Genomic DNA, 25,007 nt, shown 5'->3' with positions numbered 1-25,007 from the left:
CGGTAAGGAAATCGCCTGGACTGGCGCGGCGTTCAGGCGGCGACGCGGAAGCGCGACACCGAATTTTTCAGTTCCTGCGCCAGCATCGACAGTTTATGGATCGATTGCGCCGTTTGCTGCGTGCCATCCTGGGTCTGCTCCGTCACGCTCAGGATATGCTGGATGTTCAAGGCCACGCCGCTGGCCGAACCGGCCTGCGTGCCGGTGGCGAACGAAATGCCCTGGATCAGTTCTGCCAGGTGTTTCGACACCTGGCTGATGTCGTTCAAGGCTGCGCCGGCCGCGTCCGACAGGCGCGCGCCCTCGACCACGCCCTGCGTGGACGTTTCCATCGCCCGCGTCGCATCCTGGGTATCGGCCTGGATGGTGCGCACCAGCGCGCCGATCTGCTTGGCGGCGGCGGCCGAGCGTTCGGCCAGGCGCTGCACTTCCTCGGCCACGACGGAAAAGCCACGCCCCGCCTCGCCGGCCGATGCAGCCTGGATGGCGGCGTTCAGCGCCAGCACATTGGTCTGCTCGGTGATGTCGGAAATGAGCTCGGTGATCTCGCCGATTTCCTGCGACGATTCGCCCAGGCGCTTGATGCGCTTGGACGTATCCTGGATCTGCTCGCGGATTTCATGCATGCCCTTGATGGCGTTTTCCACCGCCGTCGAACCCTGCTGCGCGGCCGCCACCGACTGGCGCGCCACGTCGGCCGAGACGCTGGCCGACTTCGACACGTCGGTAATCGCATTGGCCATCTTGACCACGGTGGCGCTGACGCCCTGGATTTCGCGCGACTGCTGCTGCGACGCGATCAGCAGCTTGCTGGAAATGCTTTGCGCCTGCGTCGAGGCGCGATTGACCTGTTCGGCCGTCGCCGTCACCCTCCCCACCAGGCCGCGCAATTCCTCCACCGTATAGTTGACGGAATCGGCGATGGCGCCCGTAATGTCTTCCGACACGGTCGCCTGCACCGTCAGGTCGCCATCGGCGACCTTCTGCAATTCATTCATCAGGCGCAGGATGGCCGCCTGGTTCTGCTCATTCCTGGCCTTCGCCTCTTCCTCTTTTCCCTGCGACTGGAGCCGCAGGATTTCCGCTTCCTGGCGCCGCCGCTCGGCATCGCGCGTGCGGTTGACGGAGTCCTGCAGCAGCACGCGGCCGATGCCGGCCGCCGCGATCAGGGTCAGCAACACCCCGCCGACCATCATCCAGAAGGCGATGCCCAGGGTTTCCTGGTTCACGTGATACATCTGCTGCAGCAGGGTCAAACGCTGGCGCAGGTCTTCGTTCTCGTTGAAGATCAGCTGTTCGGCGCTTTTCGCCGAACTGAATTTGTCGAGCCGGTCGAGTATCGACGACACCAGCTTCTGGTACGTGTCGAAACTGGCCTTCAACGCCACCAGGCGGTCGCGCAGTTCGGCGTCGCGCGTGGGCGCCAATTGCAGCGACACGCTGCCATTGAGCAAGCCTTCCACGGCGGTGCGGAAATACGTCGTGTCGCGTCCCAGCGAAAATGCCGTTTCCGAGCTGATGCTGCCCGACGACAGGAATTCGCTGGCGCTGCGGCTCATGCGCTGGCTCAGCATCATCAGGCGGCCGATGACGGCCAGGTCGCGCGCATTGCCGCCACGCTGCACCTTCAGGGCCGCGATTTCCTCGGTCTGCGCCAGCAGCGCCGGCGACAGCCCATTCAATTGCTGCAAGGTCTTGTCGAATTCGCCCAGCTCCGGCTTCAGGCGCAAGATGGTGCTGGCCGCGCGGTCGCTGCTGGCCCACTTCTTGCGCGCGTCGGCCACCGCCGCCAGCAGGGCGGCACGCGACTCGCCGATATCGCGGCCGTGATACGTCCCGCCGCGCAGCATCAGGCGGAAATCCTGGTTCAGTTCATTGCGGCTTTCCTCGAGCTGGCGGAAGGCTTCCGGATTGCCTTGCACGGCGTTGGGCGCCGCCTTGCCGATGCGCTGCGAATGCATCAGCGCATCGCTGGCCAGCTGCGTTTGCGCCGAGGCGATATTGCCGCTGCGCGTGTTCAGCCCCACGAACAGCAGGCTGGCGGCCAGGCTCAGGGCCATCAGCGTGGACAGGATGCTCAGCTGCTTTTGCAGCGGAAAATGGCCGATCAGCGGCAGCTTCAAGTCGCTGACCGGCGCGCTGGCCAGCGACTTGCGCCGTCCCAGCGCGTCGCGCAGGCGCAGCGGCAGGTCTGCCGCCGATGCCGGCGCGTCCGCAGCGTGCTGCGCTTCGGGCATGCTGGCCGCCAGAATGGGGGAATTGGCGCCCATCAGCAAATATCCTTGTGGTCGGGGAAGCCGTCAAAGCCGGCATCGAGGAAGCGTTCCGATTGCGCCAGCTGCGCCAGGTCCAGGCGCAGCCACTGCTGCCCTTCGCTGTCGCGCAGCGCCTGCGCCGCCCACGATGGGAGCACACCCTGCGCCGCATCGTGAACGCGCACGGATTGCATCGCGCGCAACTGGCGCAAGCCCAGTACGCGTTCGACCAGCAAGGCGCAATTGAGGCCCAGACGGGGAGAAAACGTGATGATGCGGCAGTGATTGCCCGACACGCAAGCCGGCTCGCCCATGTAGCGGGCCAGGTCGACGACCGCCGTCAGGCGTCCGCGCATGGCCGCCAGGCCCAGGTACCAGTCCTGCGCCAGCGGCACGCCCTGGATCTGCACGCCGGAAGCAATCACGATTTCGCCGAGCTGCGTCAGGTCGAGCAGGCACGGCCGGCCACCGAGCATCACGCCCAGTTCCTTGCGCGCTGCCAGCGCGCCGCTGCGCGCGGCCTGTATCCGCTCGATCAATTGCAGCTGATACTGGCGCAAGCGCCCCTGCCGCGCGCCCGTCTCGAAAGATGGCATGGCAGCGGCAGGCGAAAGGGCCGCTGTGGACACGCCGTGACCTGGCATCGTGTGCATTCTCAGGAAATCGCGGCGATCTTGGCCAGCAGCTCGGCTTCGACCACCGGCTTGACCAGGTAATCGCGCGCGCCCTGGCGCAAGCCCCAGATGCGATCCGTTTCCTGGCTCTTGCTGGAGCAGATAATCACCGGCACGTCCTGCAGTTCGGGATCGCGCGCAATCGCGCGCGTGATCTGGAAGCCATTCGCACCGGGCATCACCACGTCCATCAGGATCAGATCGGGCCTGGCCTGCTTGAGTTGCGCCAGCGCGTCGGCACCATCCTGCGCCGTGAGGACGGCATAACCGGCACGCACCAGCATCTCGCTCAGGTAATAGCGTTCTGTCGGCGAGTCGTCGACGATCAGAATTGTGTGTATGGCCATCTGCTTCCTTGCTGCGTTGTCAATCAATAAAAACACTTATTCAAAATGCCCGGCCAGGTGCAACCGCACGGCCTCCAGCAGCGCCTCGCGCGCCAGCGGCTTGGCCAGGCAGGCGCTGGCGCCCGCCATGGCCCCGCGCGCGCGGTCGAACAAGCCTTCCTTCGACGACAGCATCAGCACCGGCGTGGCGTGGAAGGCCGCACTGGCCTTGATCAGCGCGCAGGTACGGTAGCCGTCCAGGCGCGGCATCACAATGTCGCACACGATCAGCGCCGGCCGGCAGTCGGCGATCTTGGCCAGGGCATCGAAGCCGTTTTCCGCCACCACCACGCGATAACCGGCCTCGCCCAGGATCTTCGCGGCCGCGCTGCGTATCGTCGCGCTGTCGTCGATGACGAGTATCGTGGCGCTGGCGCACACGGCATCGGACGGCGCCTCGGGCAATAAGGGACGCGTCATGTGATTATTCGACAATCTTTCATACCATAGCACAGGCAGCCGCGATACCTGCGTGCGGCAGCGGCATCCCATGAATCTCGATTGATTACAGCGCCACCATCTCGAAATCATCCTTGCGCGCACCGCATTCAGGACAGGTCCAGTTCATCGGAACATCGGCCCAACGCGTGCCCGGAGCGATGTCTTCGTCGGGCATGCCGGCCGCTTCATCATAAACCCAGCCGCAAATAAGACACATCCACGTTTGGAATTGCTGCGTTGTTTCGTTGCTACTCACGTTCTGCCACCCTTCAATCAAGTAAAATGCTGAATTAGGTATCTTAATCTACCCGCCGTGCAAAACCAAACTTCTCCCCTCATATTAAGCTTCGGCGTGTCCGATCCGGTCGGTGCGATCGGCATCCAGGCCGACCTGGCCACGTTTTCAGCCTTCGGCTGCCATGGTCTGTCCGTTACCACGGGCCTGTTGATCAGCGATACGGCGCGCGTGGAAGACGTACAGGCGGTCGACCCGGACTGGGTTTCCGACCAGGCGCGCGTGCTGCTGGAAGACATGTCCGTCTCGGCCATCAAAATCGGCGCGCTGGGCAGCGTGGAAAACGTCACGGCCATCGCCGAAATCGTCTCCGACTATCCGAACGTGCCGCTGATCCTCGATCCCTTCATTTCGGCGCTGCCGGAACAGGGCATGGACGATGAAGACATCCTGACGGCCGTGCGCCAGCTCCTGATCCCGCAAACGACCCTGCTGGTGCTCTCGCCGGTGGAACTGGAGCGCCTGGCCGAGACCTGGCGCGACGCCGATCCGGACGACACCCTGCAAAACGACGTCGACTACCTGGTCGCCCTGGGCTGCGAATACGTGCTCGTCACCGGCATGCCGGCCGACGCCAGCAAGTCCGGCACGGCCGAAGGCAAGCTGCGCGCCAACACCCTGTTCGGCGAGGACGGCGTGGTGCGCCACGACGAATGGCAGCACCTGCCCGGCATCTTCAACGGCGCCGGCAGCACCCTGTCTGCCGCCGCCACCGCCCTGCTGGCCCTGGCGAATGATGAAGACGATGTGCCGCAGGTGGTCGTGGCGGCGCAGGAATTCACGGCCGGCGCCCTGGCCCACGCGCAGCGCCACGGCATGGGCAAGCTGGTGCCGAACCGCCTGTTCCGGCAGCAGCGCCAGCGCGGCGCCCAATAAGCACAGACGACACAGACAACGATCCACTTTCAAGGCACGATTATCATGACGACGACTTCACAAAACGACATCCTGTTTGCCCGCGCACAAAAAACCACGCCAGGCGGCGTCAATTCGCCCGTGCGCGCCTTCCGCTCGGTCGGCGGCACGCCGCGCTTCATCACGCGCGCCGAAGGCCCGTACTTCTGGGACGCGGACGGCAAGCGCTATATCGACTACATCGGTTCGTGGGGCCCGGCCATCGTCGGCCACGCCCATCCGGAAGTGGTGAAGGCGGTGCAGGATGCCGCCGCGCTGGGCCTGTCGTTCGGCGCGCCGACGGAAGGCGAAGTGCTGATGGCCGAGGAAATCACGCGCCTGGTGCCGTCGATCGAACAGGTGCGCCTGGTATCGTCGGGCACGGAAGCGACCATGAGCGCCCTGCGCCTGGCGCGCGGCGCCACGGGACGCGACAAGATCGTCAAGTTCGAAGGCTGCTACCACGGCCACGCCGATTCGCTGCTGGTGAAGGCTGGCAGCGGCCTGCTCACCTTCGGCAACCCGACGTCGGCCGGCGTGCCGGAAGATTTCGTCAAGCACACCCTGGTGCTCGACTATAACAACGTGGAACAGCTGAAAGACGCCTTCGACAGCTTCGGCGCGGACATCGCCTGCGTCATCGTCGAACCCGTGGCCGGCAACATGAACCTGGTGAAAGCCACGCCGGAATTCCTGCAGGCGATGCGCGAACTGTGCACGCAGCACGGCGCCCTGCTCATTTTCGATGAAGTCATGTGCGGCTTGCGCGTGGCCCTGGGCGGCGCGCAGGCGCTATACGGCATCAAGCCCGATCTCACGGCGCTAGGCAAGGTGATCGGCGGCGGCATGCCGGTGGCGGCCTTCGGCGGCAGCGCGGCGCTGATGCACAACATGGCGCCGCTGGGCGCCGTCTATCAGGCCGGCACCCTGTCCGGCAACCCGGTCGCCGTGGCGGCCGGCATGGCCACCTTGAAACTGATCCAGCAGCCTGGCTTCTACGAGCAGCTGGGCGCCACGGCCAAGCGCCTGGCCGAAGGCCTGACCGCCGCCGCGCAAGAAGCGGGCGTGGTCTTCTGCGCCGACTACATCGGCGGCATGTTCGGCATCTATTTCAGCGCCACCCCGCCGACCAGCTACGCGGAAATGATGGCGGGCGACCGCAGCAAGTTCAACGCCTTCTTCCACGCCATGCTGGACGAAGGCGTGTACTTCGCGCCCGCCGCCTTCGAGGCAGGCTTCGTCTCGGCGCAGCACGATGACGCCGTCATCGACGCCACCATCGCCGCCGCGCGCAAGGTCTTTGCCAAACTGGCATAAGCGTTTTACACGGCCGCGGTGTCCATCACCGCGGCCACCAGCGCCGGCAAGCCGGCCATGTCGCTGAACACGACATGCGCACCGGCCGCCTTCAGGCGCGCTTCCTGGCCAGCGGCGATATGCCCGCCGCCGATAAACCCCAGCACCGTCATGCCCGCCGCCACGGCCGCCGTCACGCCCGTGACGCTGTCTTCCAGCACCAGGCACTGGCCTGGCGGCACGCCGAAGGCGGCAGCTGCCGCCAGGTAGACGCCCGGATGCGGCTTGGCGTGGCCCACCAGGTCCGGCGTAAAGACGCGCTTGTCGAACAGCGGCGCCATGCTGGTCCGCTCGAGCGCCGACAGCACGCGCGCGCTGACGCTGTTCGAGGCGACGGCCTTGGGCAGGGGAATGGCTGCCAGCGCCTGCGCCACGCCAGGCACGGCGCGCAGCTGCGCGTCGCAGGCCGCATCGACGGCGTTGCCAATGGCCATGATCTCGTCGGCCGGCAATGGCGGCAAGCCCAGTTCCTTGTAGATATCCTGCATCAGCGGCACCAGGCGCTGGCCCAGGCGCGGCTCTATCAAGCCTTGCAGGGTGACGCCCTCGGGCAGGTTCTGCAGGCGCGGTCCCAGCAATTCCAGCAGCGCTTGCAGGGCCACGGCTTCGCTGTCGATCAGCACGCCATCGCAGTCGCTGATCAAATGGGTATAGCGCAGTGGGGTGGTGGCGGTATCAGGCATGGACTCTCCAGAAGGCAACGGTGACGGGAAATGCGGCGGCCAGCCGGCCAAGGCAGGCATCGCAATGATCATAGGTGGAACAGGCGGACGCTACCACGCAGAAAACGTCTGAATGACGATACTTTTCTGCAAAAAGCAGCCAACGGGGGAAAGAATCGGGCGCCAGGCAGGCGTCGACGCGCAAATACCAATTCAATACCACGCAATACCAGTGATTATCGCTGATTTTTGAATTCGCTGCGTTCGTCTTGAAACCGGGACGCGGAAAGCGCCCCGGCGATGCGGTTTACTTCAGCCAGCCACGGTGACGGAAGTACAGGAACGGCGCGATGGCGCTGGTGATCATCAAGCCCCATGCCCACGGATAGCCGAACGACCATTCCAGTTCCGGCATCAGCTTGAAGTTCATGCCGTATACGCTGGCGATCAGGGTCGGCGGCAGGAAGGCCACGCTGGCCACCGAGAAGATCTTGATGATCTTGTTCTGGTTGATGTTGATGAAACCGACGGTGGCATCCATCAGGAAGTTGATCTTATCAAACAGGAACGAGGTATGGCCGTCCAGCGATTCGATGTCGCGCAAAATCTGCCGCGCTTCCTCGAACTGCTCGGAATTGAGCAAGCGGCCGCGCATCAGGAAACTCACGGCGCGGCGCGTATCCATCATGTTGCGGCGGATACGGCCGTTCAAATCTTCCTCGTGGGCAATCGCATTCAGCGCTTCGGCCGCGTGCGCATCGGTAAATTCCTTTTGCAGCACGCGCGTGCTGACTTCTTCCAGGTTCTGGTAGATGCCTTCGAGCACGTCGGCCGAATATTCGGCATCGGTGGCGTACAGGTCGAGCAGCACGTCCATGTAGTCGGCAATCGAGCCGGGCCGCGAACGGGCGCGCATGCGCACCAGGCGGAACACGGGCAAGTCGTCCGTATGCATGGAAAACAGGATCTTGCGGGCCAGGATGAAGGCTACCGTGATGACGCGCGAGGGACCATCGTCCTCTTCGCGCAGGAAATCTGTGCGCAGGTGCAAGTCGCCGTTTTCCGCTTCGTAATAGCGGGCCGACGCTTCAATATCCTTGACTTCGTCTTCGCCCGGCAGGGTGACGTTGTAGATGGCCTTGACCCAGGCCCGTTCATCATCGGTGGGGTCGGTCAGGTCGACCCACACCGGTTCGGCATTTTCGAGGTCTGCGCGGCTGTCGATCGGCACCTGGTTGAGCCGGCCATTCTGTAATACAAAGACATTGATCATGCGCGCTCTCAGCCGGATGTTGGGTTATCGTGATGTGCTGGCGCTGGCGCCAAAAATGAAAACAGCGCAAGTGTACCCGCAAAGGCCTTTTCACGACCACCCCCGGCACCGCTTTTTCACGGAAAAAGTGCGGCGTTGCACCAACCGGGCCGATTAAGATGCTGCGCCGCAATAGTGCCAATCAGGCAGCTTTAACTTTATACAAAGAAAGCCGGCTGCCATCAAGGCAGTTCCGCCGCTCCCATGCGGCGCAGGATCACGCCCGTACGCCGGTTCAGGTAGCCCGTATCGCGGTGACGGTCATAAAAGCGGGGGTTCGGCAGCATCACGGCCAGTTTTGCCGCCTGCCCGGCGCTCAGGCCCGCCGCGCTGACCCGGTAATAGTGGCGCCCGGCCGCCTCGGCGCCGAAGATGCCCGTGCCAAATTCCACCACGTTCAAATAAATCTCGAAAATGCGCTGCTTTTCCATCAGGCTTTCCAGCATATACGTGATGATCAGTTCCTGGCCCTTGCGCACATAGCTGCGCGAGCCGGACAGGAACAGATTCTTCGCCAGCTGCTGCGTGATGGTGGAGCCGCCCGCCACGACCTTCTGCTTCTTGCTGTTTTTTTCATATGCCTTTTGCAAGGCTTCCCAGTCCACGCCTTCGTGCTCGGAAAAATTCGCGTCTTCCGAAGCGATGATGGCCCGTTTCAGGTTGTTCGAGATGCGGTTGTACGGTACCCACGTCTGCTTGATCGTGGCGTTGGGATTCTTGTCCTGCAAGACAGACAACTGTTCGCGCATGAAAGCCGTGCTGGACGGGTTATGCTCGACCCACCACCAGATTTGCAGGAAGAAATACAGCTGCACGACGATAAACGCCAGCACGGGAACGATGAACAGCCACTTGATCCAGCCGTAGCGGCTGCCGCTGCGGCGCTGGCCCTTCTTGCCGGCGCTCACAGGGCACTGCGCAATTGCGCCAGCAAATCCTGCGTCCGCGGCCGCACGCCGCGCCACACGTAAAACGCTTCGGCCGCCTGCTCCACCAGCATGCCCAGGCCGTCGCGCACCTGCGCGCCATGCTGCGCGGCAAAGTCCATGAAGACGGTGGGCTGGGCGCCATACATCATGTCCAGCGCCAGCGTGTGATCGCCGAAGATTCCCGGCGGCACGGGCGGCAAGTCGCCCGCCAGGCTGGCCGAAGTGGCATTGATGACGATATCAAAGACGCCATCGGGCTGCGTGTAGCCGCCGGCGCGCAACTGACCGGGTTGATCCAGCGCATCGGCAAACTGCGCCACCAGCGCCTCGGCCGTAGCCACGGTGCGGTTGGCAATGAAGATTTCCTGCGGCCCCTGTTCCAGCAAGGGCAGCACGACGCCGCGCGCCGCGCCGCCCGCGCCCAGCAGCAGGACGCGCTTGCCGGAGACACTCACGCCCGCGTTGCGCACGATGTCCGCCACCAGGCCCGCGCCATCGGTATTGTCGCCAAGAATGGCATCGCCATCGAAACGCAGTGTATTGACGGCGCCGGCCGCTTGCGCGCGCGGCGTCAGGACGGTGGCCAGCGCGCACGCGTCCAGTTTGAAGGGCACCGTCACGTTCGCGCCCTTGCCGCCCTCGGCGGCAAACGTACGGGCCGCCAGGGCAAAGCCATCGAGCGGCGCCAGGCGGCGATCGTAGACGATGGGCTCGCCCGTCTGCAGGGCAAACGCGGCGTGGATCAGGGGAGACTTGCTGTGGGCGATGGGATTGCCGAAGACACAATATTGATCGGGATTCATTTCTTGCTTGTTCAATTGCTGCCGCCAGTCAGGTTAGCTTCCATTTTTTCTTCGCGCGTAAATTTGAAGCGGGTAATGACGACCCACAGGTCATCCTTATCACTTGACAACATGTTTGGTGGAAAACGGCCATACGGCGCCGCGCGGCGCACGATGGCCAGGGCCGCCGCATCGAGCGCGGGGTTGCCCGAGCTTTTCTCCACGCGGGCGCCGCCTTCCTTCTGGTAAATCGTGCCATCCTGGAAGATAGGGATGTAGACAACCAGTTCGCCATACATCTTGCGGCCATTCTTTTGCGGGAAATTCAGGGTGCCGATTTCCTCGATGCGCTTTTGCAAGGTCTTGTAATACATGGCATAGCCGACTTCCTGCGTGCTGGGCGTAATGAAAGTCTTGCGCGGACGCTTGTTCTGGTCTTCCACGGTCTGGCTGATCTCGGCCGCCATGCGCGCGATGGCCTTGCTGCTTTCCATCAAGTCCGAACCGGATGCGAGCGGATTGGGCTTGTCTTTTTCCGTGACGGGCGCGGCGCTGTAGGGCGTCGGCCTGGCCGCCTGCGTCAGCAGCTCCTGCTGCTTCTGCTCGAGTTCGGCAATGCGCCGGGCGCTGGCCTTGACGCTGTCGCCCTCTTCCACCTGGCGCATGTCGGGCAAGGGCGACTTGGCGCGGCCCTTGTCGGCTTGTCCGCCACCGTCGAGATTGGCTTGCGCCAGGGCATCGGCCTTCAGCGGCTTGTTCGCATGCTTGGCGTTGACCAGGATCACTTCCAGGCCGGGATCGGTCGCCACGGCCCGCTGCGGGGCCGGGGCGACAAAATGCATCGCCAGCAAGGCGCCGTGCGCCAGCAGCGATACCGCCACGGCAATCATCAGGAAACGATTCTCTCGGAAAGACTTCACGCGCAACCCAATTCGCAACAAACACACCATACAAGATGGCTGAATTCTACGTCAAAGGGCGGTGCCGGCAACAGTTTTCAGCACCGCCTTGATGGCCTGACGACGGCCTTACTTGACCTCGGGTTCGCTGACCACGTCTTCGCTGGCCAGTTCCGCCACTTCCGCATCGGCGTCGCTGACCTGGTTCGCCGCTTCCGGCGATGCTTCCGGCGCCACGTCGCCCTCGTCGGCGCCTTCGTCGCCCGATTCTTCTTCGTAGTCCAGTTCGGCATCGGCCGCCGCATCCGGTACGGTGGCGATTTCCAGCAGGCGCGCTTCGATGCTCAGGTCGACCTCATCCCAGCGCAGCAAGTCCAGCTTGACCTGGGCGCCGCGCGCCACCGATGGCATGCCCGGCAGCTTGATGACCAGCGGAATGTCGACCAGGCGCAGGATCTCGTCTTTCAGCACGACGGCATCGACCTGGCGCGCGTTTTCCTGGTGCAGCCAGCGCAAGCACCAATAGCGTTCCATGTTCGACTGGAAATCGCCATACGCGGCATACGCGGCGTCGAAGGCCGAAACGATGGCGAACAGATTCGCATCGCGCGGCTTGAACGGTGCCACCAGCGGCGCCGTCACGCCATGCTCGGCGCAGGCGATGATTTGCCACTGGTTCACCAGGTCCGTATAGCGGCGCAAGGGCGAGGTGCTCCACGCGTATTGATCGACGCCCAGGCCCTGGTGCGGCGCCGCATGGGTGACCATGCGCACCTGCATCTTTGCCGCCCAGCTATTGCCACTGCCACCGCCCTGGCTGCGGTAGATGCCGGGCACGCCATGGTCGTGCAGCATCTTGCCCCAGGTACTGTTGGCAAAAATCATCAGTTCCGCGACGATCTTGTCGAGCGGCGCGCCACGCTTGCGGCGCGCCACGGTGACGATGTCGTTTTCCACATAGAAATTGAAATCGACGCGGTTATTCTGTTCCGGCTTCAAGCCGAACGCTTCGCGTTTCTTCATGCGGCCCTGCTCCAGCTGCTGCGCCCATTGCCACAGCACGGCAAAATCGGCCTTGTGCGGGTACTCGCCTTCGCCGCTGGCCAGGGTTTCCTCGTTGACCAGATCGTCCAGCTGGTTATGGCGCAAATTGCTGGCAATCGGCACCAGCTCGGCGCGCGTCTGCGTGCTGACCACGGCCCAGTCCGCTTTCGGGTCCAGCGTGGCGTACAGCGACAGAGCCGGGCACGTCGTGCCTTCCGCGAGGGTGAATGCGTTGACGATTTCGTCCGGCAGCATGGTGATCTTGTCGCCCGGCATGTAGACGGTCGACATGCGCTGGCGCGCCATCTTGTCGATCACGTCTTCCGGGCGGATGCCCAGGCCCGGCGCGGCGATGTGGATACCCACTTTCACGGTGCCATCCGGCAGCGGCTGCACGGAGAAGGCATCGTCGATCTCGGTCGTGGTCACGTCGTCGATCGAGAAGGCGGCCACGTCGGCCAGCGGCAGCTTGGCCGTCACGGACGGCACGGGCACGCTCGGGAAGCCGGCGCCTTTCGGGAAGTTTTCGAAGAGGAATTTCGACAGGTGCAAATCTTTCGGCGAAGCAATACCGCCGACAGCCAGCATCAAACGCGGCGGCGTCGTGTGCAATTCCGTGCACGCCGCTTCCAGCGCCTTGTATTCGATGGTGTTCTTGTCCGGCTTGAACAGCAGCTGCAGCACCATGGGCTGCATCGAGGCAGGCAAGCGGTTCTGTTTCAGCTCTTCCACATAGGCGGCTTGCACCAGCGCCTGCTGCTTTTTCTTTTCGATACCGGCCAATGCCGCCTTCAGCGACGCTTCCGGCGCCGCCTTGTAGCGGCCACGGCCTTTCTTGTAGAAATACACGGGCGCCGAATGCAGGGCCAGGATCAGGCCGGCAGCTTCCGGCGGCAACGGTGCGTGGCCGAAATACTCGGCGCCCAGCTCGGCAAAGCCGAACTCGTCTTCACCCGCCACTTCCCACAGGAAATCGAGGTCAATCTCGGCAGCAACGGCCTTGGCTTGCTCCAGCAGCTCGGCAGGGGCCGGTTTTTCATACTGCAGCAGCACGTCCTTGACCTTGACCTTGGTACGCTTGCCGCTGGCCATTTCGACCTGGTACGCTTCACCCGCTTGCGACAGGACCGTGCCGACCTTGAAATCGCCGGATTCTTCAAAAAATAGATTCATTGTTATGCTTTGTTTATTAATGTGTCGGTTGCAACGGTGCGAGTGACGGACGTCAACTCCAGCACCGCAGGCAAAAATACTTCAGTTACCAGCAACAACCCCTGGTGACGCTGGTACAGGCAGCGGCGGGCAAAAAACAGCGCCTGCTCGCCGGCGCGCTGCCCTTCCAATGCCAGCGCCGCCTGCGCCCGCTGCACCAGCGGGTGGCCGGCGCGCAAGCGGGCAAATTCCAGTTCGCCGCGCCGCACCATGCGGTCGCCAAACAAGGTCGTGCCCAGCGAGCGCTCGCCCAGCGCGGAAAACAAGGGCCAGTCCGTGGCCGTCGCCTGCATGGGCACGACGGTATGGCCAAACACGGCCGGTTTATTATCACAACGCAACAGCACTTCGCGTTCCCATACCCGTCCCGCGCGGTGCAAACCAATGATGGCGGCCTCGTCCGTCAAACAGCGCGATGTTTTCTGATGCAAACATTGCACGCGGAACGCCTGGCTATGCGCTTTCAGCTTGGCCGTCAGCGAACCGCCGCCCGTGAGCCAGTGGCGCAAGGCCGGCGGCGCATTGACGGCGTTCACGTGCGCATGCCATTGCGCATGCCGCAGCGACCCCGGCCTCACTTGGCCGCGTCCGCGTCGATGCCGCAAAATGCCAGCACGGGCGCCAGGTATGCGGCAAATTCGCTGATGCCATGGTCGCTGCCATCGATGACGCACTGCTGCGCCCCCTGATAATGCGCCACCATGTCGCGGTAGTCGAGTACTTCATCGCCCGTGGCGGCAATCAGGAAATAGCGTTGCGGCTGCGTAATTTTCTCTACGGCAAAGGTTCGCAGCTCGTCGATGTATTCGCGCTTGAACTCGAATGGCTTGTCCGAATGAAACTCGGTCGTCACGCCCACATGCTGTTCCAGGTCGATCAGGGGCACGATGGCAGGGTTCAGCAGCACGGCGCGGCAACCGAGCTGCTCCGCCAGCCAGGTGGCGTAATAGCCGCCCAGCGAGGAGCCGATGATCGTCAGCTCGGCCGGCGCCACATCTTTGACCAGCGACAGGGCCAGTTCGATGGCCAGCTTGGGCGAGGCCGGCAATTGCGGGCACAGCCATTCGGCCTCGCGGCCCAGCGCCTGCATCTGCGCGGCCAGCAAGCGCGACTTCATCGACAGGGGCGACGAGCGAAATCCATGCAGGTACAGAATCATCGGCCCAGCGCCTCCAGCAACTTCTGGTGCACGCCGCCAAAGCCGCCGTTGCTCATGACCACGATCTGGTCGCCGGGATGGGCGCTGGCTGCCACGGCGGTCACCAAGGTATCGATGTCTTCGTAGGCGCTGGCAATCTTGCCCAGCGGCGCCAACGCGTCGCCCAGGCTCCAGCCCAGCGCGGCATGGCTGCCGAAACCGAAGACCAGATCGGCATCCTTGAGGCTGCCCGGCAGCGCATCTTTCATGGCGCCCAGCTTCATGGTGTTCGAACGCGGTTCCAGCACGGCCAGGATGCGGCCGCTGCTGCCTATCTTCTGGCGCAGCCCGCCCACAGTGGTGGCAATGGCCGTCGGGTGGTGCGCGAAATCGTCGTACACGGTGATGCCGTTGACCACGCCGCGCACTTCCATGCGGCGCTTGACGCTCTCGAAGCTGGCCAGCGAAGCGCAGGCCTGGGCAATCGGCACGCCCACGTGGCGCGCGGCGGCGATGGCCGCCAGCGCATTGCTGCGGTTGTGCTTGCCCGTGAGCGCCCACGCCACATGGCCTTCCTGCTGGCCATTGAAATACACGTCGAAGCTGCCATCGGCCTGCTCTTGCAGTTGCCAGTTGGCATCTTGACCAAAACTTTCCTTTTCACTCCAGCAACCGCGCGCCAGCACGCGCTGCAGCGACGCTTCGTCGCCGTTGAACACGAGGCGGCCAATGCCGGGCACGGTGCGCACCAGGTGATGGAATTGCGTCTCGATCGCGTGCAGATCGGGGAAGATGTCGGCGTGATCATATTCCAGGTTATTCATGACGGCCGTCTTCGCGTGGTAATGCACGAACTTGCTGCGCTTGTCGAAGAAGGCCGTGTCGTATTCATCGGCTTCGATGACGAAGAAGTCCGAGTCGGCGCTCTTGCCGTCGATTTTGCCGCTGAGGCGGGCGGAAATGCCAAAGTTCATCGGCACCCCGCCGATCAGGAAGCCCGGCGCGTAGCCCGCGTCTTCGAGTATCCAGGCCAGCATGGCCGAGGTTGTCGTCTTGCCATGCGTGCCCGCCACGGCCAGTACCCACTTGTTGCGCAAGATGTGTTCACCGATCCACTGCGGGCCGGACACATACGGCAGGCTGCGGTTGAGGATTTCTTCCACCAGCGGGTTGCCGCGCGAAACCACATTGCCAATCACATACAAATCCGGGTTCAGCTTGGTTTGTTCCGGATCAAAGCCCTGGATCAGTTCGATTCCCTGCGATTCCAGCTGGGTGCTCATCGGCGGATACACGTTGGCATCGCAACCAGTGACTTTATGGCCGGCTTCCTTGGCCAGGACAGCCAGGCCGCCCATGAAGGTACCGCAAATGCCGAGAATATGAATATGCATGTGATCAGTGCGAAAGGTGCACGCTTAAGTAAGTAAGACGGTGAGATAAAAAACAGCAAGTGCAGGATTTTACCTGACGCCATGACTTTTTCCGCTTCGGAGTATCATCTCGCTCATGACAAACGATGCATTTGACGATAGCGCGCAGTTGCGCCTGGAAATCGCCGCCGCTGCCGCGCGCCTCGTGGCGCAGGATGGCGCAGACTATGGCAGCGCCAAGCGCAAGGCGGCGCGGCAAGTCCTCGGTGACGCGCCGAACCTGCCCAATATACTGCCTGACAACGACATGATCGAAGAACAGGTGCGGCAATACAATGCCCTGTTCCTGGCCGACAGCCAGCCGGCGCGATTGTTCCAGCTGCGCACGATCGCGCTGCAGGTGATGGAGGCGTTGCAACAATTTCATCCCCTGCTCAGTGGCCCCGTGCTCAATGGCACGGCCGGCCCCCACGACGAGATCTATTTGCAGCTGTTTGCCGAGAGCGCCAAGGAAATCCACATCTTCCTGCTGAATAAAAATGTCGTGCTCGACATGTCGGAAAGCCCGCATTTCAAGGGAGCGCGTTATGATGCGGTCGAGACAGCCAGTTTCTTGTGGAAAAACGAAGGCGTGCACGCGGCCCTGTATGAGCTCGACGATATGCGCGGCGCGCTGAAAGCCAAGGCGGACGGCAAGGTGCTGCGCACCGATATCGCCGGGCTGCGCAGCCTGCTGGCCGCCAGCCTCGCCGATGGCGTGCCAGCTGCCGACTAACATTGATATAGATAAAGTTATGACAAAAAAGAATTGGATCGCCTGTGCCATCGTGGCGTTGATGTTTGGCGGCATGGGCGCTTACGTCGGTTTGAGCAAGGAAAAAGCGAAAGAAGCGGAGAAAGAAGCGGGACCGCTGACGAGCGCCATCGCGCCAGGCGCGACGGGTCCCGTCAACGAGCTGTATGCGCTGTCCCTGCCGGACGCGGCAGGCGCCACGCAAGCCTTGTCGCAATGGAAAGGCAAGAATTTGCTGGTCAATTTCTGGGCACCGTGGTGCCCGCCGTGCGTGGAAGAAATGCCGGAGTTATCCGAAGTGCAAGGCCACTACGGGGCGAAAAACCTGCAGGTGATCGGTATCGGCATCGATTCGGCCAGCAATATTGCCACTTTTGCCAGCAAGGTCAAGATCGCCTATCCCGTGTATGTGTCCGGCATGAGCGGCACCGACCTGTCGCGCCATTTTGGCAATGCCACGGGCGGTTTGCCCTTTACGGTGCTGATCGGCGCCGATGGCGAAGTCAAAAAGACCTATCTGGGCCGCTTGAAATTTGATCAGTTGCGCGCCGATCTGGATAAATTGTAAATTCGGAGCGTGCTTTTTTCTCTTGCCAATGCGTATCTTTGGCGGCAAAATGCGGAACTTTCGCTAAAACGGTCTTCCATACATGGCAAAAAACCTCCTTCTGCTCAACGGTCCCAACCTGAATTTGCTGGGAACGCGCGAGCCTGAGGTCTACGGCGCCAGCACCTTGGCCGATATCGAGCAGGCAGCAATGGCGCAAGCCATGGCGGCCGGTGCCGACCTGGTTTGCTTTCAAAGCAACCATGAAGGCGCGCTGATCGACCGCATCCATGCCGCGCGAGCGGAAGGGATCGATGCCATCGTCATCAATCCGGGCGGCCTGACCCATACCAGCGTTGCTTTGCGCGATGCGCTGGCCGGGGTCGCCATCCCGTTCGTGGAAGTCCATATCTCGAATATTTATCAACGCGAAACGTTTCGACATCACTCATTTCTCAGCGCGATCGCGCAGGGGACGATCTGCGGCCTGGGTATCGATGGATATCGGTTTGCCATCGACTTTGCGCTTAAAAAACGTTAATCTACGCGATCTGCACGCATTTAGCGCGGCGATAGGTTCTTGGACATCACCGCATCACTCATAAAACAAACTACATTCCTAGGGGTTTTACATGGATCTACGAAAACTCAAGACCTTGATCGACCTGGTCGCCGAATCGGATATCGCAGAGCTGGAAGTTACCGAAGGCGAAAGCAAGGTTCGCATCGTCAAATCGTCGGCCATGCCGCAAAACCAGATGGTCATGATGCAGCCGCAAGGCATGCAAGCCCAATACCAGCCAGCCGCGCCAGCCGCAGCACCAGCGGCTGCTGCCGTCGTGGTCGCCGCCGAGCCAACGGGCTATGTGGTCAAGTCGCCGATGGTCGGTACCTTCTACCGCTCCTCCGCTCCTGGCAGCGCCGCCTATGTTGAAGTGGGCTCGACCGTCAAGGAAGGTGATACCCTGTGCATCATCGAAGCGATGAAGCTCCTGAATGAAATCGACTCCGATAAAGCCGGTGTCGTGACCCAGATCCTGGTCGAAAACGGCCAACCGGTCGAATTCGGTCAACCCTTGTTTGTGATCGGCTAAAACCCAGTCCACACGGCCGGCAACGGCCGTTTGCAGTTTTAGCCCCTCACACTTGTTGTTTCGCCGGCTCGCCGGCTCTCACAGACATACGCGAACCTACCATGTTTGAAAAAATCCTGATTGCCAACCGTGGTGAAATTGCCCTCCGTATTCAGCGCGCCTGCCGCGAAATGGGCATTAAAACGGTTGTAGTCCACTCCGAAGCCGACAAGGACGCGAAATACGTCAAGCTGGCCGACGAATCCGTTTGTATCGGCCCGGCACAGTCGTCCCTGAGCTACCTGAACATGCCCGCCATCATCAGCGCTGCTGAAGTGACGGATGCGCAAGCGATTCACCCAGGCTATGGCTTCCTGTCGGAAAATGCCGACTTTGCCGAACGCGTCGAGAAATCGGGCTTCGTCTTCATCGGCCCCCGCTCCGAATCGATCCGTTTGATGGGCGACAAAGTGTCGGCCAAGCAAACCATGATCAAGGCTGGCGTACCGTGCGTACCCGGCTCGGAAGGCGCGCTGCCGGACGATCCGAAAGCGATCGTGCAAATTGCCCGCAAGATCGGCTACCCGGTCATCATCAAGGCCGCCGGTGGCGGTGGCGGACGCGGCATGCGCGTGGTGCACACGGAAGCGGCCCTGATCAACGCCGTGGCGATGACCAAGACGGAAGCCGGCACGGCCTTCGGCAACCCTGAAGTGTATATGGAGAAGTACCTGGAAAATCCGCGCCACGTGGAAATCCAGATCCTCGCCGACGAACACAAGAACGCCGTCTGGCTGGGCGAGCGCGACTGCTCCATGCAGCGCCGCCACCAGAAAGTGATCGAAGAAGCACCAGCGCCGGGCATCCCGCGCAAACTGATCGAGAAAATCGGCGACCGTTGCGCCGAAGCTTGCCGCAAGATCGGCTACCGCGGCGCCGGCACGTTTGAATTCCTGTACGAAAACGGCGAGTTCTATTTCATTGAAATGAATACCCGCGTGCAAGTGGAACATCCGGTTACCGAGATGATCACCGGCATCGACATCGTGCAAGAACAGATCCGCATCGCGGCCGGCGAAAAACTGCGTTTCCGCCAGCGCGACGTCCTGCTGTCGGGCCACGCCATCGAGTGCCGCATCAACGCCGAAGATCCCTTCAAGTTCACGCCATCGCCAGGCAAGATCGTGTCGTGGCATGCACCGGGCGGTCCCGGCATCCGCGTCGACTCGCACGCCTACGCCGGCTACTACGTGCCGCCGCACTACGACTCGATGATCGGCAAAGTGATCGCTTACGGCGCCACGCGCGAGCAGGCGATCCGCCGCATGCAGATCGCCCTGTCCGAAATGGTGGTCGAAGGCATCAACACGAACATCGCCCTGCACCGCGAACTGATGATCGACGCGCGCTTTATCGAAGGCGGCACCAACATTCACTATCTGGAACAGAAACTGGCCGACATGCCGGACCTGGGCAAGAACCTGAATGGCGGCAGCCCCAGCATCGCCAAGAAGTCCGAAATCAAGGCGGGCGCATGAGCTGGACGGAAATCGTCATCGAAATCGCCCGTGACAACGCCGAGGCCATGTCCGACGCGTTGATGGAAGCGGGCGCCCTGTCGGTCTCGGTGGAAGACGCCGATGAAGGCACGGATGCCGAGCAGCCGCTGTTCGGCGAGCCGGGCATGGAACCGAAGGAAGCGGCGTGGGAACGCAGCCGCGTGGTGGCGCTGACGGACGTCGACGCCGACCAGGCCGCCATCGTGGCCGCTGCGGCCCAGGCCGTCGGCATGGCGGAAGTTCCCGCCTTTGCCATGCGCCCCGTCGAAGAGCAGGACTGGGTGCGCCTGACCCAGTCGCAATTCGCCCCGATTCACATCGGCAAGAATATCTGGGTCGTGCCCAGCTGGCACGAGGCACCGGACCCTGACGGCCTGATCCTGGAACTGGATCCGGGCCTGGCCTTCGGTACGGGCAGCCATCCGACCACGCGTTTGTGCATGGAATGGCTGGAAGCCAATCCGGCCCCTGGCAAGACCGTGCTCGACTACGGTTGCGGTTCCGGCATCCTGGCCATGGTGGCCAAGAAACTCGGTGCGCAAACGGTTGCCGGCGTCGACATCGACCCGCAAGCGATCGAATCGGCGCGCGACAATGCCGAACGCAACCAGTGCGAGATCGAATATTTCTTGCCAGACACGTTTGCCACTTCGGCACACGCCACGGCCAAGTTTGACATCGTCGTCGCCAACATCCTGTCTAGCCCATTGAAGTTGATGGCGCCGATGCTGTCGGGCCGTGTCGCCGATGGCGGCGCGCTGATCCTGTCCGGCGTGCTGGCACGCCAGGCGGAAGAAGTGGCCGCTGCCTACGCACCATTCATCCAGCTGGGTGTGTGGGCCGAGCAAGATGGCTGGGTGGCCCTGCATGGCCGCCTGGGCAGCACGCAAGCACCTGCGCCCCGCGCGGAAGGTGCATAAGCACAGCAATGGCCCTCGCCACCAAATGCCCCCATTGCAACACGATATTTCGGGTCGCTGCTGACCAATTGAAGTTACGTGGGGGCATCGTGCGCTGTGGCACGTGCAGGGAAGTGTTTGACGGCAATGCCGCGCTGATCGATCCAGCCGCGGCATCGCCGTTTTTAACGTCCGGCCCCGGCACTGCCGCTCCCCTGCCAACCAGTTATCCGGCCGACAACAGCCTGCCGTCCGCCACGGATGACGAACCCATTTATTCCCTCGACTTCGACACCTCGTTCGACCCGTTCGGCATCCTGCCGGAAACGGCGCAGCTCAAGGACAACGAAGACGATGGCGAACACATCGAGCTGGACCTCGACGTGGCACTTCCTGACGAGGCGCTGGCCGACACGCCTGCCGCCGCACCGCTCGACCTGCCTGAATCTGCTACAACACCGGCAGAGCTGCCCGAACCACCGTTGCCCCAGCCGATGGCGCCCTTCAAGCGCCGCCAGATCGATGACGCGCCCGCCTTCGCCACGTATTTGCGCGATAGCCGCCGCGAACCGAACCTGGAAACGGTGACAGCCCCGGCCGCTCCGGCATTGCCTGCCGCTGAAAAAGTCAGTCTGGACAAGCCCGCGCGCCGGGAACCCACGCTGGCCGACCATTCCTTCACGCCATTGCCCGCCGCCGCCGTCGCGCCGGATGCCGCCGAAGAGCAGGAAGAACCCATCCTGCCGCCGGCCGACGACGAGCCGGCCTTTGTGACCTTGGGCCGGCGCCGCGAACAGAGCGGCAAGGCCTTGCGCGTGGCCATGGCCATCGGCTCGGTTGTACTGCTACTTTTACTATTCCTGCAAGTGATGACCACCTTCCGCAATCCGCTGGCGGCGCAATTTCCGCAGTGGAAGCCGACCCTGGTCGCGCTGTGCAAGCTCAGTGGCTGCCAGGTCGACTTGCCGGCGCAAATCGAGGCGCTGGCTATCGAGCAAGGCGAGTTGCAGACCTTGAAGGACCAGACTTTCTCCTACGTCTCGCTGCTGCGCAACCAGAGCCGCAGCGTGCAAGCCTGGCCCAGCATCGAACTGATACTCAACGACGCCAATGACAAGCCGGTCTTGCGCCGCGTGATCGCGCCGCGCGACTACCTGCCGGCCACGATCGACGTGAGCACGGGGTTTGCGCCGCGCTCGGAACAAACCATCAAACTGTACTTTGCATTAGACCAGCTCACGGCGTCTGGCTACCATATCGCCATCTTTTACCCTTAACAGACACTATCATGACCAAAACATCGCTGATCTGCGGCTCGCTTGCCACCGACACCATCATGCAATTCCCAGGCCGCTTCGGCGAATCCCTGCTGGCCGACCAGTTGCACAAAGTAAACGTGTCCTTCCTCGTGCCCACCATGCGCACGGAGTTCGGCGGCTGCTCGGGCAACATCGCCTACAGCCTGAAAATGCTGGGCGGCGACCCGCGCATCGTCGGCGTCATGGGACAAGATAGCGCCGCCTACCTGGAACGCCTGCAAAAGCTGGGCATTTCCACCGCCAACATCCTCATCAAGGCCGACAGCTACAACGCGCAGTGCTTCGTCACGGCCGATGCGGACAATAACCAGATCAATGCCTTCCACCCGGGCGCCATGTCGTTTGCGCATGAAAACCCGATCGCCAATGCGGGCCCGGCCAAGGTGGCCATCATTTCGCCGGATGGCGACCAGGGCATGCTCAAGCACGCCGCCGACCTGGCCGGGCTGGGCATCCCCTTCATGTTCGACCCGGGTCAACAGTTGCCACGCTTCAATGGCGAACAGTTGATCGACTTCATCAACAAAGCCACGTATGTATCGGCCAACGATTATGAGATGGAAATGTTGATGGAACGCACGGGATTGACCCTGCCGGACATCGCCAGCCGCCTGGAAGCGCTGATCGTCACGCGTGGCGAAAAAGGGTCGGAAATCTATACGGACGGCAAGCGCATCGACATTCCTGTCGTGACCGCCAAAGAAGTGCTGGACCCGACCGGCTGCGGCGACGCCTATCGTGCCGGCTTGCTGTTCGGTATCACCAACGACCTGGGCTGGGAAACCAGCGGCCGTCTGGCCAGCCTGCTGGGCGCCATCAAGATCGCCACCCAGGGTGCGCAAAACCACGTGTTTACGCCGGAGAGCATCGCCGACCAGTTCGAAGCGGCGTTCGGCTACCGCTATTAATATGTAGTCCGGTCGGCTTGCGCCCAAGCGCCAGGCCGACCTTCTCGCATTACCTCACCACAATAATCATCCCCACCAGCACCTGCGCGATCTGCAGCAGGATCAAAGCCACCAGCAGCGACAGATCCAGGCTGCCGACCAGCGGCACCACCTTGCGTATCGGACGCAGCAGGGGCTCATTCAAGGCCCGTACAAACGGCGCCAGCGGCGCATGCGGGTTGACCCAGCTGAAGATGGCTTCGATGATCAGCAAGGCCATGAAACCGTAGAGTATCCATTGCAGGAAGCGTTGCAGCGACTTGAGCAGCACCACTTCGACAGGATAGCCGGAAATAAACAGCACCGAGCTGGCCAGCAGCACGATCAGGAAGGCGCCGATCAGGCTGGCCCAGTCATACCCGCCCACGCCCGGCACCACGCGGCGCAGGGGGCGCACCAGCCAGTCGGACAATTGAAACGTGAATTGCGCCACCGACGAAGGCGGCCGCACGCGCACCGCCTGCATCCAGAAGCGCAGCAGCAACACGCCGCCCAGCAAGGTGGCGATGGTATCAACGATCAATGTAAGGATAACGATCAGCACGACTAATTCTCCAAAAAAAAACCGCTGTGTGATTGAGTCACACAGCGGCGTGTTGCCTCATCCAGGCACCCGTATCGTTGGAATTACGATGGGCGGGTGCTGGTTGGGAATGGCCAGGCTGCAGCCGGAGCCAACACGGTTTTTGCTACAGGTGCGATAGGTGCCGATGGCTTGGCGACAGGAGCTGCCTTCTTCGGTGCGGCCTTTTTAGGCGCGGCCTTCTTGGCGGCTGGCTTGGCTGCCACGGCGGCTGGTGCCGCTGGGGCTGCTGCCGGCGCTGCTGCCGGTGCGGCTGCCACGACTGGCGCTGCGGCTGGCTTGGCGGCAGGTTTCGCTGCTGCTTTCGCTGCCGGCTTCGCGGCTACCTTGGCGGCTGGCTTGGCTGCAACTTTTGCTGCTGGCTTCGCTGCTACCTTGGCCGCTGGCTTCGCTGCAGGTTTTGCTGCAACCTTGGCGGCAGGTTTCGCTGCTGCTTTGGCTGCCGGCTTGGCTGCGACTTTCGCTGCTGGCTTGGCGGCAACTTTCGCTGCCGGCTTCGCTGCTACCTTGGCCGCTGGCTTGGCTGCAGCTTTTGCTGCCGGCTTCGCCGCTACCTTGGCCGCTGGCTTGGCTGCAGCTTTCGCTGCTGGCTTCGCTGCCGGTTTGGCTGCTGCTTTTGCCGCTGGCTTGGCTACCGCTTTTGCCGCTGGCTTCGCTGCAGCTTTTGCTGCTGGCTTGGCTGCTGCTTTGGCGGCCGGCTTCGCTGCTGCCTTGGCGACGACTTTTTTCGCTGCTGGCTTGGCTGCCGCTTTGGCGGCCGGTTTCGCTGCTGCCTTGGCTGCAGGTTTCGCTGCGGCTTTTTTCACTGCTGGCTTGGCTGCAGCTTTTGCTGCTGGCTTGGCGGCTGCCTTGGCGACGACTTTTTTCGCTGCTGGCTTGGCTGCTGCCTTGGCGGCCGGTTTCGCCGCTGCCTTGGCTGCTGGCTTCGCTGCAGCTTTTTTCACTGCTGGCTTGGCTGCTGCCTTGGCCGCTGGTTTTGCAGCGGCTTTTGCTGCTGGCTTGGCGGCCGGTTTGGCTGCGGCTTTTTTCGCTACAGGCTTGGCTGCTGCCTTGGCTGCAGGTTTCGCTGCCGGTTTTGCTGCTGCCTTGGCCGCTGGTTTCGCTGCGGCTTTCGCTACTGGCTTGGCCGCCACTTTTGCTGCAGGCTTGGCTGCGGCTTTGGCGGCTGGTTTTGCGGCTGGTTTCGCTGCTGCTTTGGCAGCTGGTTTAGCGGCAACCGTCTTTGCTGCGGCTGCCGGCTTCTTCGCGGCAGGAGCAGCCTTGGCGGCTGGTTTCTTTACTTCTGATTTCTTAGCGGCTGTTGCCATTTGTCTCTCCTTCATCTGAGATGAGAAATTTAAGCTACAAGATTTAAACCCGTCCGACCCACCACAGGGATAGGCCAGGCGAATTATTCATCGGCACAAACGGTCGTTTGCGCTAATGAATTCGGCACCAGCTGAACTGCTGCAACTCCTCACGTTTGCAGCACTTCAGCCATCGTCGGTGCCACCCTGCTTTATCTCGCAGCTGGTGGCAAAGTCTGAATTCGGTCATTCGTTTTCGATGCCGTGCGTTTTTTCGCTCCTCGCATCGCGCTCGCTACAACACCGATGCGTCAAATAAAAAACCGCCATGCCTGAAAAAATTCGGGCA

27 protein-coding genes are annotated in these 25,007 nt (G+C 62.3%); 12 read left to right on the top strand and 15 right to left on the bottom strand.

Annotation, left to right across the window (positions count from 1 at the left end):
- Positions 1-32: 32 nt before the first annotated feature.
- From BLT98_RS11595 to BLT98_RS11575, 5 genes are all read right to left on the bottom strand, one after another.
- Positions 33-2,270 carry a methyl-accepting chemotaxis protein gene (locus BLT98_RS11595; RefSeq protein ID WP_092607836.1) on the bottom strand — a complete coding sequence of 746 codons (2,238 nt, stop codon included), beginning with the start codon at positions 2,268-2,270 and terminating at the stop codon, positions 33-35.
- Complete coding sequence (locus tag BLT98_RS11590) at positions 2,270-2,851, bottom strand: chemotaxis protein CheW (protein ID WP_034780690.1); 582 nt, start codon at positions 2,849-2,851, stop codon at positions 2,270-2,272. Before BLT98_RS11590 ends, BLT98_RS11595 begins: the two co-directional genes overlap by 1 nt.
- Positions 2,852-2,910: 59 nt before the next feature.
- On the bottom strand, positions 2,911-3,276 hold the full coding sequence (locus BLT98_RS11585) for a response regulator (protein ID WP_034780235.1): 366 nt from the start codon (positions 3,274-3,276) through the stop codon (positions 2,911-2,913).
- Positions 3,277-3,312: 36 nt separating this feature from the next.
- The gene (locus BLT98_RS11580) at positions 3,313-3,735 is read right to left on the bottom strand and encodes a response regulator (protein ID WP_052139991.1); all 423 of its coding nucleotides are present in this window, start codon (positions 3,733-3,735) and stop codon (positions 3,313-3,315) included.
- An 85-nt stretch (positions 3,736-3,820) separates the two neighbouring features.
- Entirely contained in the window at positions 3,821-3,973 is a 153-nt protein-coding gene (locus BLT98_RS11575) for a rubredoxin (protein WP_034780237.1), read from the bottom strand.
- 96 nt (positions 3,974-4,069) lie between these two features.
- Here BLT98_RS11575 and BLT98_RS11570 point away from each other — a divergent pair, with 96 nt between their 5' ends.
- Both BLT98_RS11570 and hemL read left to right on the top strand, forming a co-directional pair.
- Positions 4,070-4,927: a bifunctional hydroxymethylpyrimidine kinase/phosphomethylpyrimidine kinase gene (locus tag BLT98_RS11570; RefSeq protein ID WP_034780239.1), complete on the top strand. Its 858-nt coding sequence runs from the start codon at positions 4,070-4,072 to the stop codon at positions 4,925-4,927.
- Positions 4,928-4,972: 45 nt separating this feature from the next.
- Complete coding sequence (gene hemL / locus BLT98_RS11565) at positions 4,973-6,262, top strand: glutamate-1-semialdehyde 2,1-aminomutase (protein ID WP_092607830.1); 1,290 nt, start codon at positions 4,973-4,975, stop codon at positions 6,260-6,262.
- 5 nt (positions 6,263-6,267) lie between these two features.
- Here hemL and BLT98_RS11560 read toward each other — a convergent pair whose 3' ends face one another.
- The gene (locus tag BLT98_RS11560; RefSeq protein WP_092607827.1) at positions 6,268-6,984 is read right to left on the bottom strand and encodes an HAD family hydrolase; all 717 of its coding nucleotides are present in this window, start codon (positions 6,982-6,984) and stop codon (positions 6,268-6,270) included.
- Positions 6,985-7,270: 286 nt separating this feature from the next.
- Complete coding sequence (corA, locus tag BLT98_RS11555) at positions 7,271-8,236, bottom strand: magnesium/cobalt transporter CorA (protein WP_034746658.1); 966 nt, start codon at positions 8,234-8,236, stop codon at positions 7,271-7,273.
- Between corA and BLT98_RS29180 the strand changes: the two genes are divergently transcribed.
- Positions 8,235-8,393, top strand: a complete 159-nt coding sequence (locus BLT98_RS29180) for a hypothetical protein (protein WP_161789554.1) — start codon at positions 8,235-8,237, stop codon at positions 8,391-8,393. The two genes, corA and BLT98_RS29180, sit on opposite strands and share 2 nt — an antisense overlap.
- A 64-nt stretch (positions 8,394-8,457) precedes the next feature.
- Here BLT98_RS29180 and mtgA read toward each other — a convergent pair whose 3' ends face one another.
- The 7 genes from mtgA to mpl form a co-directional block, all read right to left on the bottom strand.
- On the bottom strand, positions 8,458-9,183 hold the full coding sequence (mtgA, locus tag BLT98_RS11550) for a monofunctional biosynthetic peptidoglycan transglycosylase (RefSeq protein WP_070255932.1): 726 nt from the start codon (positions 9,181-9,183) through the stop codon (positions 8,458-8,460).
- Entirely contained in the window at positions 9,180-10,007 is an 828-nt protein-coding gene (aroE, locus tag BLT98_RS11545) for a shikimate dehydrogenase (protein WP_092608673.1), read from the bottom strand. Before aroE ends, mtgA begins: the two co-directional genes overlap by 4 nt.
- 11 nt (positions 10,008-10,018) lie before the next feature.
- Positions 10,019-10,876, bottom strand: coding sequence for an energy transducer TonB family protein (locus BLT98_RS11540; protein ID WP_034780245.1), 858 nt, complete (start codon positions 10,874-10,876; stop codon positions 10,019-10,021).
- A gap of 138 nt (positions 10,877-11,014) precedes the next feature.
- Positions 11,015-13,102 (bottom strand): ribonuclease catalytic domain-containing protein, encoded by a 2,088-nt coding sequence (locus BLT98_RS11535; protein ID WP_092607824.1) that lies wholly within the window; start codon positions 13,100-13,102, stop codon positions 11,015-11,017.
- Between the two features lie 2 nt (positions 13,103-13,104).
- Positions 13,105-13,719, bottom strand: coding sequence for a chorismate--pyruvate lyase family protein (locus BLT98_RS11530; protein WP_092607821.1), 615 nt, complete (start codon positions 13,717-13,719; stop codon positions 13,105-13,107).
- A complete protein-coding gene (locus tag BLT98_RS11525; RefSeq protein WP_092607817.1) occupies positions 13,716-14,300 on the bottom strand; it encodes a YqiA/YcfP family alpha/beta fold hydrolase in 585 nt (194 codons plus the stop codon). The genes BLT98_RS11530 and BLT98_RS11525 overlap by 4 nt, the downstream gene beginning before the upstream one ends.
- A complete protein-coding gene (gene mpl / locus BLT98_RS11520) occupies positions 14,297-15,673 on the bottom strand; it encodes a UDP-N-acetylmuramate:L-alanyl-gamma-D-glutamyl-meso-diaminopimelate ligase (protein WP_092607814.1) in 1,377 nt (458 codons plus the stop codon). The genes BLT98_RS11525 and mpl overlap by 4 nt, the downstream gene beginning before the upstream one ends.
- 115 nt (positions 15,674-15,788) lie before the next feature.
- Between mpl and BLT98_RS11515 the strand changes: the two genes are divergently transcribed.
- The 8 genes from BLT98_RS11515 (at position 15,789) to BLT98_RS11480 (ending at position 22,750) form a co-directional block, all read left to right on the top strand.
- Positions 15,789-16,427 carry a hypothetical protein gene (locus BLT98_RS11515; RefSeq protein WP_034780250.1) on the top strand — a complete coding sequence of 213 codons (639 nt, stop codon included), beginning with the start codon at positions 15,789-15,791 and terminating at the stop codon, positions 16,425-16,427.
- 19 nt (positions 16,428-16,446) lie between these two features.
- Positions 16,447-17,013, top strand: a complete 567-nt coding sequence (locus tag BLT98_RS11510) for a TlpA family protein disulfide reductase (RefSeq protein ID WP_092607811.1) — start codon at positions 16,447-16,449, stop codon at positions 17,011-17,013.
- An 82-nt stretch (positions 17,014-17,095) separates the two neighbouring features.
- Positions 17,096-17,533 carry a type II 3-dehydroquinate dehydratase gene (gene aroQ / locus BLT98_RS11505; protein ID WP_034746628.1) on the top strand — a complete coding sequence of 146 codons (438 nt, stop codon included), beginning with the start codon at positions 17,096-17,098 and terminating at the stop codon, positions 17,531-17,533.
- A 91-nt stretch (positions 17,534-17,624) separates the two neighbouring features.
- Positions 17,625-18,086, top strand: a complete 462-nt coding sequence (gene accB / locus BLT98_RS11500; protein ID WP_034780252.1) for an acetyl-CoA carboxylase biotin carboxyl carrier protein — start codon at positions 17,625-17,627, stop codon at positions 18,084-18,086.
- A 101-nt stretch (positions 18,087-18,187) separates the two neighbouring features.
- Complete coding sequence (gene accC / locus BLT98_RS11495; RefSeq protein WP_034746622.1) at positions 18,188-19,603, top strand: acetyl-CoA carboxylase biotin carboxylase subunit; 1,416 nt, start codon at positions 18,188-18,190, stop codon at positions 19,601-19,603.
- Positions 19,600-20,544, top strand: coding sequence for a 50S ribosomal protein L11 methyltransferase (gene prmA, locus BLT98_RS11490; protein WP_034780253.1), 945 nt, complete (start codon positions 19,600-19,602; stop codon positions 20,542-20,544). Before accC ends, prmA begins: the two co-directional genes overlap by 4 nt.
- Before the next feature lie 8 nt (positions 20,545-20,552).
- Complete coding sequence (locus BLT98_RS11485) at positions 20,553-21,800, top strand: DUF3426 domain-containing protein (protein WP_092607808.1); 1,248 nt, start codon at positions 20,553-20,555, stop codon at positions 21,798-21,800.
- An 11-nt stretch (positions 21,801-21,811) separates the two neighbouring features.
- Positions 21,812-22,750, top strand: a complete 939-nt coding sequence (locus tag BLT98_RS11480) for a carbohydrate kinase family protein (RefSeq protein WP_070255959.1) — start codon at positions 21,812-21,814, stop codon at positions 22,748-22,750.
- Positions 22,751-22,799: 49 nt separating this feature from the next.
- On the opposite strand, the gene BLT98_RS11475 is transcribed toward BLT98_RS11480, so the two are convergent.
- On the bottom strand, positions 22,800-23,333 hold the full coding sequence (locus BLT98_RS11475) for a YggT family protein (protein WP_034780256.1): 534 nt from the start codon (positions 23,331-23,333) through the stop codon (positions 22,800-22,802).
- A gap of 253 nt (positions 23,334-23,586) precedes the next feature.
- On the opposite strand from BLT98_RS11475, the gene BLT98_RS29175 reads away from it, so the two are divergent.
- Entirely contained in the window at positions 23,587-24,582 is a 996-nt protein-coding gene (locus BLT98_RS29175) for a hypothetical protein (protein ID WP_170846364.1), read from the top strand.
- Positions 24,583-25,007: the final 425 nt, after the last annotated feature.

The sequence above is a fragment of the Janthinobacterium sp. YR213 genome (genome assembly GCF_900099875.1).
In the GTDB taxonomy this organism is placed as follows: domain Bacteria; phylum Pseudomonadota; class Gammaproteobacteria; order Burkholderiales; family Burkholderiaceae_D; genus Janthinobacterium; species Janthinobacterium lividum.
Note: the sequence above shows the minus strand (reverse complement) of the source record. Positions and strands in the feature narration are given on the sequence as shown.